This window comes from Mycolicibacterium lutetiense (genome assembly GCF_017876775.1).
Classification (GTDB): Bacteria; Actinomycetota; Actinomycetes; order Mycobacteriales; family Mycobacteriaceae; genus Mycobacterium; species Mycobacterium lutetiense.
Genome location: NZ_JAGIOP010000002.1, coordinates 343,450 through 357,092 on the forward strand (window position 1 = coordinate 343,450; position 13,643 = coordinate 357,092).

18 protein-coding genes are annotated in these 13,643 nt (G+C 64.8%); 9 read left to right on the forward strand and 9 right to left on the reverse strand.

Features of this window, described 5'->3' with window-relative positions; genetic code table 11:
- Nucleotides 1-16: 16 nt before the first annotated feature.
- A complete protein-coding gene (locus JOF57_RS10840) occupies nt 17-826 on the forward strand; it encodes a thioesterase family protein (protein ID WP_209916367.1) in 810 nt (269 codons plus the stop codon).
- Here JOF57_RS10840 and JOF57_RS10845 read toward each other — a convergent pair.
- Genes JOF57_RS10845 through JOF57_RS10855 form a run of 3 tightly spaced genes read right to left on the reverse strand, consistent with a single transcriptional unit; the run spans nt 823 to nt 3,183 of the window.
- Nucleotides 823-1,428, reverse strand: a complete 606-nt coding sequence (locus JOF57_RS10845) for a class I SAM-dependent methyltransferase (protein ID WP_209916368.1) — start codon at nt 1,426-1,428, stop codon at nt 823-825. The genes JOF57_RS10840 and JOF57_RS10845 overlap by 4 nt on opposite strands.
- A 47-nt stretch (nt 1,429-1,475) precedes the next feature.
- A complete protein-coding gene (locus tag JOF57_RS10850; RefSeq protein ID WP_209916371.1) occupies nt 1,476-2,114 on the reverse strand; it encodes an FKBP-type peptidyl-prolyl cis-trans isomerase in 639 nt (212 codons plus the stop codon).
- Nucleotides 2,115-2,166: 52 nt separating this feature from the next.
- The gene (locus JOF57_RS10855) at nt 2,167-3,183 is read right to left on the reverse strand and encodes a TIGR03617 family F420-dependent LLM class oxidoreductase (RefSeq protein ID WP_209916373.1); all 1,017 of its coding nucleotides are present in this window, start codon (nt 3,181-3,183) and stop codon (nt 2,167-2,169) included.
- Nucleotides 3,184-3,316: 133 nt separating this feature from the next.
- Between JOF57_RS10855 and JOF57_RS10860 the strand changes: the two genes are divergently transcribed.
- The 6 genes from JOF57_RS10860 (at nt 3,317) to JOF57_RS10885 (ending at nt 9,057) form a co-directional block, all read left to right on the forward strand.
- Nucleotides 3,317-4,672: an alpha/beta hydrolase-fold protein gene (locus tag JOF57_RS10860; RefSeq protein ID WP_209916375.1), complete on the forward strand. Its 1,356-nt coding sequence runs from the start codon at nt 3,317-3,319 to the stop codon at nt 4,670-4,672.
- Between the two features lie 385 nt (nt 4,673-5,057).
- Nucleotides 5,058-5,468 (forward strand): transglycosylase family protein, encoded by a 411-nt coding sequence (locus JOF57_RS10865; RefSeq protein ID WP_209916377.1) that lies wholly within the window; start codon nt 5,058-5,060, stop codon nt 5,466-5,468.
- A gap of 103 nt (nt 5,469-5,571) precedes the next feature.
- Nucleotides 5,572-6,414, forward strand: coding sequence for an alpha/beta fold hydrolase (locus JOF57_RS10870; protein WP_209916380.1), 843 nt, complete (start codon nt 5,572-5,574; stop codon nt 6,412-6,414).
- A 3-nt stretch (nt 6,415-6,417) separates the two neighbouring features.
- Nucleotides 6,418-6,981: a GNAT family N-acetyltransferase gene (locus tag JOF57_RS10875; RefSeq protein WP_209916382.1), complete on the forward strand. Its 564-nt coding sequence runs from the start codon at nt 6,418-6,420 to the stop codon at nt 6,979-6,981.
- A 348-nt stretch (nt 6,982-7,329) separates the two neighbouring features.
- Nucleotides 7,330-8,571, forward strand: a complete 1,242-nt coding sequence (locus tag JOF57_RS10880; RefSeq protein WP_407666627.1) for a S1C family serine protease — start codon at nt 7,330-7,332, stop codon at nt 8,569-8,571.
- Between the two features lie 87 nt (nt 8,572-8,658).
- A complete protein-coding gene (locus JOF57_RS10885) occupies nt 8,659-9,057 on the forward strand; it encodes a tautomerase family protein (protein WP_209916387.1) in 399 nt (132 codons plus the stop codon).
- Between the two features lie 17 nt (nt 9,058-9,074).
- Here JOF57_RS10885 and JOF57_RS10890 read toward each other — a convergent pair whose 3' ends face one another.
- The 3 genes from JOF57_RS10890 to JOF57_RS10900 form a co-directional block, all read right to left on the reverse strand.
- Nucleotides 9,075-9,713 carry a class I SAM-dependent methyltransferase gene (locus JOF57_RS10890; protein ID WP_209916389.1) on the reverse strand — a complete coding sequence of 213 codons (639 nt, stop codon included), beginning with the start codon at nt 9,711-9,713 and terminating at the stop codon, nt 9,075-9,077.
- A 13-nt stretch (nt 9,714-9,726) separates the two neighbouring features.
- Complete coding sequence (locus tag JOF57_RS10895) at nt 9,727-10,344, reverse strand: methyltransferase family protein (RefSeq protein ID WP_209916391.1); 618 nt, start codon at nt 10,342-10,344, stop codon at nt 9,727-9,729.
- Between the two features lie 75 nt (nt 10,345-10,419).
- A complete protein-coding gene (locus JOF57_RS10900) occupies nt 10,420-10,749 on the reverse strand; it encodes an ArsR/SmtB family transcription factor (protein WP_209916393.1) in 330 nt (109 codons plus the stop codon).
- 138 nt (nt 10,750-10,887) lie between these two features.
- On the opposite strand from JOF57_RS10900, the gene JOF57_RS10905 reads away from it, so the two are divergent.
- Complete coding sequence (locus JOF57_RS10905) at nt 10,888-11,541, forward strand: hemerythrin domain-containing protein (RefSeq protein WP_209916395.1); 654 nt, start codon at nt 10,888-10,890, stop codon at nt 11,539-11,541.
- 34 nt (nt 11,542-11,575) lie between these two features.
- Nucleotides 11,576-11,944: a hypothetical protein gene (locus tag JOF57_RS10910; RefSeq protein WP_209916397.1), complete on the forward strand. Its 369-nt coding sequence runs from the start codon at nt 11,576-11,578 to the stop codon at nt 11,942-11,944.
- Nucleotides 11,945-12,146: 202 nt separating this feature from the next.
- Here JOF57_RS10910 and JOF57_RS10915 read toward each other — a convergent pair whose 3' ends face one another.
- From JOF57_RS10915 to JOF57_RS31415, 3 genes are all read right to left on the reverse strand, one after another.
- Complete coding sequence (locus JOF57_RS10915) at nt 12,147-13,058, reverse strand: MBL fold metallo-hydrolase (RefSeq protein WP_163661238.1); 912 nt, start codon at nt 13,056-13,058, stop codon at nt 12,147-12,149.
- Between the two features lie 80 nt (nt 13,059-13,138).
- Nucleotides 13,139-13,297, reverse strand: coding sequence for a mycothiol transferase (locus JOF57_RS10920; protein WP_407666628.1), 159 nt, complete (start codon nt 13,295-13,297; stop codon nt 13,139-13,141).
- An 86-nt stretch (nt 13,298-13,383) separates the two neighbouring features.
- The gene (locus JOF57_RS31415; protein ID WP_407666562.1) at nt 13,384-13,584 is read right to left on the reverse strand and encodes a hypothetical protein; all 201 of its coding nucleotides are present in this window, start codon (nt 13,582-13,584) and stop codon (nt 13,384-13,386) included.
- Nucleotides 13,585-13,643 lie beyond the last annotated feature (59 nt).

The following is a 13,643-nucleotide window of genomic DNA, read 5'->3' on the forward strand; positions in this document are numbered from 1 at the left end:
GACGAGAGGTGTACCTGTGGAGCTCACTGCGACAACGCCGTTCTTTGTGAGCAGTGACGACGGGTTCGTGCCGAACGAGATTGCGCACGGAGGCTGGGGCCCCACCCTGGGCGGTCAGGTGGTCGGCGGACTGTTGGCGCGTGCTGTGGAAGCACTCGTCACCGACAAGGACCTGCAACCGGCTCGGTTCACCGTGGAAATACTGCGTCGGGTCGCCGGCGCTCCGGTTCGGGTCACCGCGTCGGTGGTGAGGGCAGGCTCGCGGATGCAGGCGGTCGACGCGGCGATGACCCAGGACGGTGAGCTGGTGGCCCGGGCTTCGGCGCTGTATCTGCGGCGCGGCGCCCAACCCGAGGGCGAGTTCTGGAGCACGTCCGTCGACCTGCCACCGCTGCCCGAGGAACCGGCGGATTTCGACGACGACGTCCCCATGTTCATCCGGCCCTCTGGGCCGGATCCGGAATGGACCGGTGAAGGTTTTCCGTGGCAGCAGTGCGGGCCCCGGTACGCATGGCTGCGCGAGGTCCGAGAGTTGGTTGCCGGCGAAGAGCTCACACCGTTCGTGCGGACGGCGCTGGCGGTCGACGTCACGAGTTCGATGGGCAATTTCAGTTCGGCCGGGTTGGCCTTCATCAATGCCGACTACACGCTGGCGCTGAGCCGGTTGCCGGTCGGCCCCTATATCGGCATGGCGGCGCTGACCCACACCAGCGCTGAGGGAGTGGCCACCTGCAGTGCGTGCCTGTACGACACGTCGGGCCCGATCGGCACCGGGTTGTCCACCGCGATAGCCAATTTCAACTTCAGCCCGAACGGCTCAGGTTAGCCGCGGCGCAGGATCGCCACCAGGAAGTCCGAGTCTTCGGTGAACGGGCGGAGATCCCAGGTGGACAGCAGCAGGTCGGTGGTGAACCCGGCGGCCGCCGCGTCGTCGAAGAACTGACCGAACTCGTATTCGCGGCCGGCTCCGAATCCGATCACCGCGCGGCCATCGTCGGCGAGATGCGCGTGCAGGCGCGTCAGGACCTGAACCCGGGTGCTCGGAGCGAGGAAGGTCATCACGTTGCCGGCCGACACGATGACGTCGAACGGGTCGGTGATACCGCGTGCCGGCAGGTCGAGTTCGGCGAGATCGCCGACGAGCCAGCGCGGACCGGGACGGTCGTTCTCGGCCGCCTCGATCAGCACCGGGTCGACGTCGACGCCGACTACCCGGTGCCCGGCCTCGGCGAGGTATCCACCCACCCGGCCGGGACCGCAGCCGGCGTCGAGGATGCGGGCATTGCGTGATGCCAGCGCGTCGACCAGACGGGCCTCGCCGGCCAGGTCCTCACCAGCGCGCTCCATGGCGCGAAAGCGTTCGACGTACCAATCCGAATGTCCGGGATCCGCCGCCACTTTTTGCATCCAGATGCTCCGCTCGACCATAGGAGCATTGTGGCAAGTCGGTCCCGGGCCCCGGTGGGCGGTGTGACTCAGCCTTGCGCGTCGAGGATCTTGATCGCGAAGACCAACGAGTCACCGGGCTGGATGCCCGCGGCCGGCTGACCCTGGGGGTAGCCGTCGGCAGAGGTCATCGCGACGGCCACGGTGGAGCCGACCTTCTGTCCCGCGATGGCCTTCTGGAAACCGGGCACCACGCCGTTGAGGGGGAAGTCGACCGGTTCGCCGCGTTCGTAGCTGCTGTCGAACACCGACCCGTCGCGTCCGTTGACACCCATGTAGCACACCGAAACGTTCGCAGACGGCGCGACGACCGGGCCGTCACCGGCCTTCAGGGTGTGCACCTGGGTCTCACCCACGGTGAAGGGTCCGGTCACTTTCACCACGGGTGCGGCCGTGTCGGTGGACCCGGTGACCGCGACACTGCCGGTAGCCCCGGACAGCGTCCATTCGGGGGTGCCTTCACCCTGCGGCGCTGTCGTCGGGCAGGTGCTGGTCGCGGTTGCGGTCTCCGCGATGGAGGGCGTGAGCACCTCAGCGACCGATGGCGTGCTCGTCGACGACGACGCCGCGGAGGTGTCCGTGTCGGAGCCGCAGGCCGCGATCGTCATGGTCAACGTCGCGGCACAGGCTACGAGCACAACGGAGGAGGGCACGCGAGAGAAGTTCATGCTTGGCCACGCTACAGCGGGGTGGGTGGTGCCTGCCGATAGCCCGCCTGCGTCACGCTGCCGACAACCGCTTCGCGATCTCCCCGTACCGCTCGAAACGTTCGGGCCCGCCGAGCGCGTTGTAGAGCACGACGCGGGTGGCGATTCCGCCGTACTTGGCGGTCAACGCCTCCGTCAGTCCGTCCCAGGTGGATTCGGTGGCAAAGGCGGCGATGTGGTCGTCGGTGATCTGCGCCGCCATGCCGGCGAAGTCACCGGCTTTCTGCTTCTCCCGCAGACGCGCGGTGGTGCCGTCGAAGCCTGCCTCGTCCCAGATGAAGGCGTAGTTCGGCGTGCTCCCGTAGAAGCTCATGCTGGCCCGCACGAACTCGCGTTCGTTGGCGCGTTCTTCGTCGGTGTCGCCGACGATCGTCATGACGGGGACGATCTTGGCAACGTCGTCGGGGGAGCGGCCGGCCTTGGCCGCACCGGCGGCCAGGTTGGGCAGCACATGACGGGCGATGTAGCCCGGCTCGCCGATCGGATGGATGTGCACGCCGTCGGCGACTTCGCCGGCCATGCGCAGCATCCACGGGTTCACGGCGGCGATGTCGACTTTCGGATCGGGGGCATCGATCGGACCGGGGTTCCACTGCGGAGTGATGAAGTCGAGGTCATAGAAATCGCCGTGATGTTCGAGCTTGCCGGTCCGGAACGCGGCGAAGCACGCCTTGACCGCCAGCACATAGTCGCGCAGGCGCGGACCCGGCTGCTCGAAGGGCACTCCGTAGCGACGTACGACATGGGTGCGGACTTGGGTGCCGATACCGAGCCGGAATCTGCCGCCGGTGGCTTCCTGGAGCTCCCATGCCGACGCTGCGGTGACGAACGGGCTGCGCGGAAAGGCAACGGCGACACCGGTCGAGAGCTCCAGACCGGGTGCGGACTGTGAGGCGACGGCCGCGTTGAGATAGGCGGTCCGGCCCGTCTCGGTGAGCAGGAGCCCGGAGAATCCGGCGGACTGGGTACGGCGGGCGAGGTCACCGATCTCAGACAGCGGCTGCGGAACGGTCATCACATCGACATACACGTGGGGGAGCGTACGTCAGAGGGCGTCCCGGGAACTCGTAATGCCTTAGAAGTCAACCATTTCACGCTGTCGGTCGCAGGCCTAGACTTGTCGATATCAGGGACCAGGGGGCATTGCAACTGAAGGAGGGGACATGGTCAGGATTCACACGGTCGTGCCGGGGGAAACGCTGTCAGCGTTGGCATTGCGGTTCTACGGGGATGCCGAACGGTATCGACTGATCGCCGCGGCCAGCGGGATACCCGATCCCAACGTCATCCAGGTGGGGCAACGGCTGGTCTTTCCCGACTACACGCGATACACCGCGGTCGCGGGCGATACGTTGACGGGCCTGGCGTCGCGCTTTTATGGGCAGGCCGATCTGTCTCGGTTGATCGCCACCGCCAGCGGCCTGGCCCCGGATGCCGGCCTCGATCCCGGTCAGCAACTGATCATCCCGGAACTGAGGAAATACTCGGTTGTCCCGGGAGATGCGTTGTCGGCGTTGGCATCACGCTTCTACGGTGATGCATCGTTCTATCCGCCGATCGCCGGTGTGAACGGTATCTCCGACCCGGGCGCAATAAAGCCCGGGCAGACGTTGGTGATATTCACCGGGCGCGGTGACGGATTTGGTCTGCGGATCGTGGACCGCAACGAGAATGATCCTCGCCTGTGGTACTACCGCTTCCAGACCGCAGCCATCGGTTGGAACCCCGGCGTCAACGTCTTACTTCCCGACGATTACCACACCAGCGGGCGTACCTATCCGGTGCTCTACATGTTCCACGGCGGCAACGACGATTTCCGTTCCTTCGACTTCATGGGTATCCGCGCCTGGACCGCCGGGAAGCCGATCATCGTGGTGATGCCCGACGGTGGACACGCCGGTTGGTATTCCAACCCGGTCACCTCGTTCGTCGGACCGCGGAACTGGGAGACGTTCCACATCGCCCAGTTGCTGCCCTGGATCGAGGCGAACTTCCGGACGTACGCCGAGTACGACGGCCGGGCGGTCGGTGGATTCTCGATGGGCGGTTTCGGCGCGCTGAAGTACGCCGCGAAGTACTACGGCCACTTCGCTTCGGTCAGTGCCCATTCGGGGCCGGCAAGCCTGCGCCGCGATTTCGGTCTCGTCGTGCACTGGGCGAACATCACGTCGGCGGTTCTGGATCTGGCCGGCGGCACGGTCTATGGCGCCCCCCTCTGGGATCAGGCCAGGGTCAGTGCCGACAACCCGGTCGAGCGGATCGAGAGCTACCGCAACAAGCGGGTCTTCCTCGTCGCGGGGACCAGTCCGGATCCGATCAACTGGTTCGACAGCGCCAACGAGACCGAGGTACTCGCCGGCCAGCGTGAGTTCCGGGGCCTTCTCGACCACGCCGGAATCCCGAATGAAGCGCATGAGGTGCCCGGGGGCCACGTGTTTCGTCCCGAGATGTTCTTCGTCGACCTGGACGGGATCATCGCCCGGCTGAGGCCCGCAGCCGTAACGGGCATTTCGATGTAACACCAACCACATCTACCTCACCAGTCACATTAGCAACAGAATTCATTTCTTTCACTGTCATCACATTGGGAACTGGGTTCACATTAGGCTGCAATTGTCACAACGTTGGCGCCCCAACTCTGTGAGACGCGACGCGCGCACGGATGGGCCGCCCATCTCGCTTGGGCATGGGCTGAACTGCGGGTTTATCGTCGATGGGCGGGATTAGCCCATTCCCATTGGCCACAGGAAACCCATAACTATTAAATAAACTCAAAGAAGATAATTAGACTCTCTAGCACGGCTATTTTACTTTCGTCCCATCGGTAAACTCGTGCATCACGATGGGCCGAAATGGTCTGTCGCTCGCCATTACCGACGTGCACACCGTCGTGAAGGGATCGACATGCTCGTGCCCAAGATCGTCACCGTATTCGGGTTTTTCGGTGCGATCGCCCTGGCTCAGACCCTCCTGGCAGTCCCGAACGCTGGTGCCGAACCGAACTGGGACGCAATGGCTCAATGCGAATCAGGTGGAAACTGGGCGGCTAACACCGGCAACGGCTACTACGGAGGGTTGCAGTTCGCCCCGGCCACGTGGACCTCCAACGGTGGGTCGGGATCGCCGGCCATGGCGAGTCGCGAGGAACAGATCCGCGTGGCACGCAACGTGCTGCAGACCCAGGGTCTCGGTGCCTGGCCGGTCTGCGGCGGGCCGATGGGCCAGGCCTCAGGGACCTGCCGCCAGGTGATGGTCTGGATTCCCCTGGGGAACCTGCCGCGACTGTGCACCTTGGTGCTCAATCCGTTGTCCTGACACCGTATTCGCAACCGCTCCGATATCTCGCGATGAGTTTCTGGCACCGCCGAGGTCTACCTCGGCGGGAACTATTCGGTGGACAGATTCGACGGGAGAATTTATGGGCGCGACGACTGCGCGAGGTGGCTACCTGCCGATCAACGGGCTGAACCTCTATTACGAGGTGTACGGCACGCTCGGTGGCCCCACGCCGCCGTTGCTGTTGATTCCGGGTGCGTTCATGGCCACGGACTCGATGCAGACCTGGGCGGAGGCTTTTGCGCGCGAGCGTGCCGTGATCGTGTTCGACCAACAGGGTCACGGCCGGACGCCGGACGCACCACGGTCGATGTCCTACGAGCAGTTCGCTGACGATGCGGCGGCGTTGCTGCACACGTTGCAGGTGAATCGTGCTGATGTGATGGGTTACTCGCAGGGCGGTGGTGTCGCGCTGCAACTCGCGATCCGTCATCCGTCGCTGGTGGCCAAACTGGTTTCGATGTCGGCCACGTTCGACCGGGACGGCTGGTATTCGTCGACATTGGAGGCGATCGGCGGCCTCACCGCCGCCGTGTTCGCCGGGACGCCCGTCGAGAGTTCGTTCCGGGAGCACACGCCGGAGGCCGCGGGGTTCGACGCCTACGTCGAGAAGATGAAGGTCCTGAACATCGACGATCAGCACATCTCCGACGCGCAGATGCGCGCGATCTCCGCGCCGACGATGGTCATCATCGGCGACGCCGACGGAGTGAAGCCCGAACATGCGCTGGCGATGTTCCGGTTGCGCGGCGGCGGCGACGAGGGCGCCGCGGCGGCTGGATTGCTGCAAGGGGTTCCGGCCGCGCGCCTGGTGGTCCTGCCGGCGATGTCGCACATCGGCCTGGCCGGGGAGTCGGAACTGTTGGTGCCTATGGTGACGGCGTTTCTCGACGACGTGGCACCGGTCATGCCGGAGCTCTTCTAGCGCATGAACGATCAGTCGACGGTCACGACGGCCCGCATAGTGGCCGAGCGTGTCCATCTGCGTAAGGGCCGTGACGATGATGCCGAGGGGCTGATCGATACTCAGACCGCGCGGCAGGTACGCCGCTTCCTCGGTGGGCCGCGCGCCGAAGCGGAGGTCCGGGCATTGGTGGCCGCGGCAGGGGCGGCCACCCTGCTGGCCGCCGACGGCTGCTACGTCGTCGCGGACAGGGAATCCGACGCGATGCTCGGCATGGTGACACTTGGCCGGCGCGGTCCTGAACTGCCCGGTCACATGCTGGAGGGCGGCGGCGAGCTAGAGCTCAGCTACGTCTTCCGCGCACCTGCCTGGGGTAAGGGTTATGCCACCGAAGCTGCGCGTGCGTTGCTGCTCTGCGCCGCAAAGCAACTCGCTGATCAACCGATCATCGTGATTACCCAGGCGGCAAACCTCGCCGCGCTCCGCGTCGCCGACCGGCTCGGGTTCACCCGCGTGGACACCTTTCAGCAATTCGACGCCGAGCAGGTGCTTGCTACCGCCCAACTGAGGACATTCCAGCGGCAGTAGCGTTTTCGAGAGCTGAAAAAGTCTTGGCCAGCACCGAACTCACTCTCAGCAAACCCTCAGTGCGGCACTGCAACATCTAGGCAGGCGCCGACACGGCGCATGTCTGTCGGTGCCGCATGGGAAGAAGCAAACGCAATGAATTACTGGTCGGGTAGATCGCCGGAGAACGACAATCGTGATTGGGACGCGAAACGGGTGGTGGATCAACGGAACCCAAGCCCATGGAGCCGGACCGGCTATCAGCAGCCATCTCCTCCGTATGGCCTGCATCCCGAGATGACCCAGAAGTTCGATGCACCTCTGGTGCAGGAGGTTTCACAGCCGAAGAAGAAGTCCCGCGTCGGCGTGCTGGTAGCCGGCACCGCCGCGGTGGCCATGGCTACCGGCGCAGTCGCAGCGGTCGCGGTGATCGATCAGTCCGGAAAGCCCCCGACCGTCGCACAGGCGCCGGCCGCTGACCACGGCCGGTTATCGTCGCCGGCCGCCGGACCCGCCCCGATTCAGCCGAAGGGTTCCGCACCGGCCGGATCAGTAGAACAGGTATCGACCAAGGTGCTTCCCAGCGTGGTGAAGCTGCAGGTCGAGACCGGGCAGGGGAGTGAGGAGGGATCCGGAATCGTCCTCAGCGAGGACGGTCTGATCCTCACCAACAACCACGTCGTGGCGGCTGCCGCCCGCGGCGCGGGCACGCAGGGACCGCTGGCCGCCGAAGACTCACCCGGTGGACGGTTCCCCGGATTGCCAGGCGGCCTATTCCCCGGTGGCGACCAGTATTCGCCTGACGGCCCGTCGCCAAGGACGTCGGGCCGGACCGGCGGCGCAATGCAGGCGACCGTGACGATGTCCGATGGTCGCACGGTGCCGTTCACCGTCGTCGGTACCGACCCCGACGACGACATCGCGGTGGTGAAGGCGCAGAACGTGTCCGGGTTGACCCCGATCACGATCGGTTCCTCGAACGATCTGAAGGTCGGGCAGAATGTCGTCGCGGTGGGCTCGCCGTTAGGGCTACAGGGGACGGTCACCACGGGCATCATCAGCGCTCTGAATCGTCCGGTCTCAACGGGCGATGAGCGGAGCGGCCAGCATTCGGTGATGAGCGCCATTCAGACCGACGCCGCGATCAATCCGGGTAACTCGGGCGGGGCGTTGGTCGACATGAACGGCGACCTCATCGGAGTGAACTCGGCGATCGCTTCGTTGGGCGGTGGCCAGGGTCCGCAGGGCGGCAGCCCGTCGGGGTCGATCGGTCTGGGCTTCGCGATCCCGGTCGATCAGGCCAAACGGATTGCCGATGAACTGGTCTCGACCGGAACCGTCCGGCACGCCTCGCTGGGTGTCCAGCTCTCCGGTAACGATTCGCACGGCGCGGCGGTCGCCGGCGTGGTTGCCGGCGGCCCGGCAGCCGATGCGGGTCTGCCCGACGGCGCGGTGATCACCAAGGTCGACAATCAGGTGATCGACGGGCCGGATGCCCTGGTCGCCGCGGTGCGATCGAAGGCGCCGGGGGACACCGTGACGCTGGCCTATGAGGATCCGTCGGGTGCTTCGCGCACCGTGGAGGTCACTCTGGGGCAGGTCCAGACGTAACGGCAGAAGCCGTCGTCATCGGGCGTCACTGGACATGGCACCGAAAATCGAGTGGCCGCAGGGCACGACGTGTGTGACGATTCCCGGATGCCCAGCACGGTCATCGAGATAAGGCGGCCTTGCCGTCGGTCCGACGAGGTGGCGATCATTGACGCGGTGCACGAAGCACTCGTGGTCGCTTTCCAGATCCCGGCCGGCGACAAGCATGTCCGGCTGGTATCCCATGAGCCGCATCGTTTCTCGCACTCGCCGGGCCTGGCGCAACCTGAGCTGTACACCCTCGTGACGATCGACTGCTTTTCCGGGCGATCGGTGCAGGCCAAGCGCAGCCTCTATCAAGAGATTGTCGGTCGACTGGAAGCGCTGGGCATCCCACCCGACCACGTCACCATCGTGCTGCGCGACCACCCCATGCAGAACTGGGGAATTCGTGGTGGGCAGGCCGCCTGTGATGTCGACGATCTGGGCTTCAACGTCAACGTGTGATCGTGGCCCGCTCTTCCTCAGGCGGTCGCGGGCTTGTGGGCGACGACACGCTCGACGAGGCCCAGTTTGAAGCGCTCGACGTGATCGATGTCGAGGATGTTGCCGGCGCGGAGGTGGTCCAGAGGGCGGCGGAGGAAATGTTCTCCGCCGAGCCGGATGGTGAACAGCTCCAAGGCCCGCTGGAACACCCGCACCGGCGCCGCGCTGCTTCGGATGTGATCGACCAGGAGGAGCTTTCCGCCGGGACGCAGTACGCGGGTCATCTCCGTGAGGGCCTGGGTGTGGTCGGGAATGGCGCAGAGCCCGAAGGTACAGACGACGGTGTCGAAGCTGGCGTCATCGAACGGGAGATGGTGGGCATCCGCCTGCTGCAGGGTGGGGGTGCGGCCGAGCTCGGCGGCACGTTGCTCGGCCAGATCCAGCATCGGCCTGCTCCAGTCGATCCCTGTCAGCTGGACGTCGTCGGGATAGAAGCCCAGGTTGAGTCCCGTGCCGACCGCCACTTCGAGAACGGCGCCGGTGGCCTGACTGCACACCCACTGGCGCGAGTCCCCGAACAGGTGGCGGTCGAAGAACCCCATCTCTCGGTCGTAGCTGTCGGATTTCTTGTCCCAGTACCGGTTCCACTTGGCTCGCTGAGCATCGGTCGGCGCCATCGCATTCACCTCGTTATCGCTGGGAAAAGTCGCTGCGTCCCACACCGGGCAGGAATCGTCCGACAGCGACGCAATAGTCACGATAAGCCTGACCGTGGGTCCGCAGCAGGTAGGGCTCTTCGACGACACGGACCTGCAGTTCGATCGTGGTCGACAACACGACGAAGGCCAGGAGTGCGACCGGATTCGGTGTCATGAGCGTGACACCGCCGGCGAAGACGAGCATGGCGGTGAAGATGGGGTTGCGAACGAATCCGAATACTCCGCTGCGTACCAATGTTGTTGTCTCACTGGGATCGACCCCGATACGCCAGGATTCGCCCATGTCCAGTTGCGCGTAGACCGTGGCGGCGATTCCGGTAATGGCCAGCACTGTACCCAGCGACTGGATCCATGGCGCGTGCAGCAAGGCGATGGGTGCGGTGAACCCAAGATGTTGGAGCACGGGCGCGGCCACACCGACAATGATCGACACGACGAATCCGACACCGGCCAGCCATTCCAGCGAGCCGGGCCTGCCGTTGATGCCACGAAATCCAGTGGACCCCGTTCGCCTGTACTGAACCCAACTGCGCCAACCGAACCCCAGCGCCGCGAAGATCAGGTAGAGAAGCAGTGCGGTTACGGCCATATCGTCATCTCCTCGGACCAGCTTTGTTCACAACAGGTTTCGTCGCGCCACGCTTCGCGTCCTTCTCTGACGTCATCAACAGCACCCGTCGGATGCCGCCTTGGAGCAGAGTTCGGCGTCGGCAGTCAGCACCACATGCAGTAGATCGTTCAATGCGTGGGCGAGCTTGGGGTCGGCAAGTTCGTAGCGGGTACGCCGACCTTCCGGGACCGCTACAACCAGCCCGCAACCGCGCAGGCAGGCAAGGTGATTGGACATGCTCTGCCGTGACACCCCCGCCGCTTCGGCAAGGTCGGCCGGATACCCCGGGGCATCTTTGAGTGCCAGCAGGATCTTGGACCGGGTCTGGTCCGAGAGGGCGTGACCGAATCGGGCAAGCACTGCGACCTGGGGCAATATCTCCATTGGCCGAGAGTACATCAGAATATGTATTCAGAAAATACTGAACTATCGAGTGGGGTAGTCGCCTACTCATTTCGATGGCCGGCGCCCGGCGCAAGCTGATCCTGAACGGTTGTTGCCGTTCACCGAGGGGAGGTCGAGATGCCGGTCAACGCCTTGGACATGTTGCTCGTCCACCGCGTGTTTCGCCGCGAACTCGGTGAGCTGGCGTGGTTGATCGACAGCGTGCAGCCCGGCGACAACTCGCGTGCGCGCATTGTCGGTCGCCATCTGAAATTGATGACCGATGCGCTGCATCACCACCACATGGCCGAAGATGAGCTCGTTTGGCCGATCGTGTCGGCAAGGGCGCTGGATCGGAGATCCGACATCAAACGGATGGAAGGTCAACACGGGCAGATCGCAACGGTGCTCGATGAGGTGCAGGCTGACCGCGTGGCATGGACGAAGTTTGTACAACGATCGACCACTGAACGGCTACGGGGGTCGTTCGCCCAGCTGTCCGAACAGGTGTTGGCCCACCTCGATGACGAGGAACGCGACGCATTACCGGTTATCGTCCAGCACTTGACCCCCGAGGAGTGGGGAGCCGCGGTCAAGAGGGGAGCGTCGTTCCTGACCACACATCCACGATTGGGCACCGTACTCGGCGGTCTTGTGCTGGACTACGCATCCCCCGAAGAGCGCCGCTCGTTCCTGGCGGGAGTACCTCTGCCGCAACGGGTCTTGGTGAAATCTCTGGGCTCGCGCTCGTTGTCGGCGTACCGGAAGAAGTTGTACGCCGTGCAGAGCTAGCCAGCGTCGGGCCGGAGCGGAGCATCGTCGCTAGATGGCCCCGGGTGTGCCGGGTGGGCTCATCGACCCGTCGACATTCGGCACCATCGCCGGGGCGGGTATGCCCCCGTCCACCGCGTTGTCCCCGGGAATTCCGTCGTCTGGTGTCTGGTCGTACATGCCTCCCCAGCAGGCCGGATTCCACCCCTCCGTCGCGCATGCCGGATCATCCGGGCTGGTGGGGGAATCGAGAGCCGCGGGCATGCGGGGTATCGCTGAAACGACGGACACCGGCGTGACCGCGCCCAGCACCGCTATCCCCGAGAGTGCCGCCACCGCAGACCTTGTCAGGACGTGTCGCACCTCAGAAGTCATCATCGAACGCATCGTTCGCTCCTTCGTCCCGGCCAAACGAGTCAGCTAGATGTTTGCCGACATCGCACTGCCATCGCTCATGCTTGCAGCTCCACACCTACCGCGGGTGGAAACCGCAACTTCGCTGGAAGAAACTCCGGCGCCGCCGCGAACTTTGACGCGCATGTCAAAAATGTTGAGCGACAACATCGTCCAGAACGCGGGGTGGCCGGCGCTCCCGGCGGGGAACGCCGGCCGATCACGACAGGCGATCAGTAATCCCAGCCGGCAGGTACACACCGGAAGACGTCGCCGGCGGTCGCCACGTGGCAGACGGACGGGAACGGCAGGTGGGTGGCCACCAGCGATTCTCCCGTCGCTGCCAGCTCGCGTAGAAGCTCGACGCGGACGCGGGCCGCTTCCTCGGGGTCGTGTTCGAATCCGTTCTGCCACTCGGGGTTATCGAATCCGGGTGCGAACACGGCGTCGCCGGCGAAGGTCAGCTTCTCGCCGCCAGACGCCAGACGGACCACGCTGTGCCCGGGGGTGTGGCCGCCGGTACGGCTGATGAGTACGCCCGGCGCGACCTCATATTCCGTCTCAAACGTCCGTAGCTGGCCTCGGTAGTCGTCCAAGAACTGCGAGGCGACCCTCCGAAGGACATCCGGTATCGGCTGCGGCATGACGGTGCGGGAGAAATCGGGCGACTCCCAGAACTCAGCTTCGGCCGCCGCCGCGTGGACCCGCAGGTCCGGTCGCAGTCGTTCCTTCACCCCTTCGGTGATCAGGCCACCCACATGGTCCATGTGCATGTGAGTGAGCACCACATCGGTCACGGAACCGAGATCGACACCAGCGGCTTCGAGTCGCTGGACCGTTTGACCGGCCCGGGGAAAGTCCGGGAACTCCAGTCCCAGCCCGGCATCGACGAGGATGGTCTGAGCGCCGCTACGGACCACCACGATGTTCAGCGGCCAGTCGACTACCTCGGGCGGCAGGAAATTGTCGCCCAGCCAGCCTGCCAGTTCGGTCGGCTCGACGTTGGTGGCCAACGTCGAGGCGGTTATCGGCAGCACGCCGTCGCTGATCACCAGAACGTCGATGTCGCCGACCTGCACTGCATAGCGCGACGGAACCAACTCGTCGACCGGACTTCCGGCCTGTGCGATGTTGTCCACGCTCATGTTGTCTCCTCCTGAGGGCCGCACTGAAGACTTGTCGAATGACCTGTCTTTCTCGTGGGAACGTCCTCGGGCCGCAGGAACTATCCAGAGTGGGGCTCATCGATTTGTTCGCGAAGGATGTCGCCGTGCCCGGCATGCCTCGCGAACTCTTCGATCATGGCGAGCAGGGTCCACCGCATGCTCACGGTTCCCTCGGCAGGGATGTCTATCGTGGCGTCGAGGTCGAAGCGCGAGGCGATTCTGTTGTACGGCCGTCGACCAGACCCGGGGAGTGTGGCCCGACGGGAGTCGTCGGGAGTAGTCGCTACAACCGGCTGACGGCAAACTACGCGGCCTGGTCGACCATGCCGTTGGCGATGTAGGCGTTGTGCGCGCCGCTCGGCGGCCCGGGCGCGGCACCATTACACACGCTGTCACCGGTGGCGTACAGATCGATGGTCTTGGGCGGCACCAGGGCCAAGTGCGCGGAAAATCGTTGGACGGGGTCGCGGCCGGATTGATAGCGTGCCGGCGACCGTGACAGCACGCGAGGAAGTGAGACCCATGGACGCTGTAACCCTGTGGGTGCTCCCACTCGCGTTCACG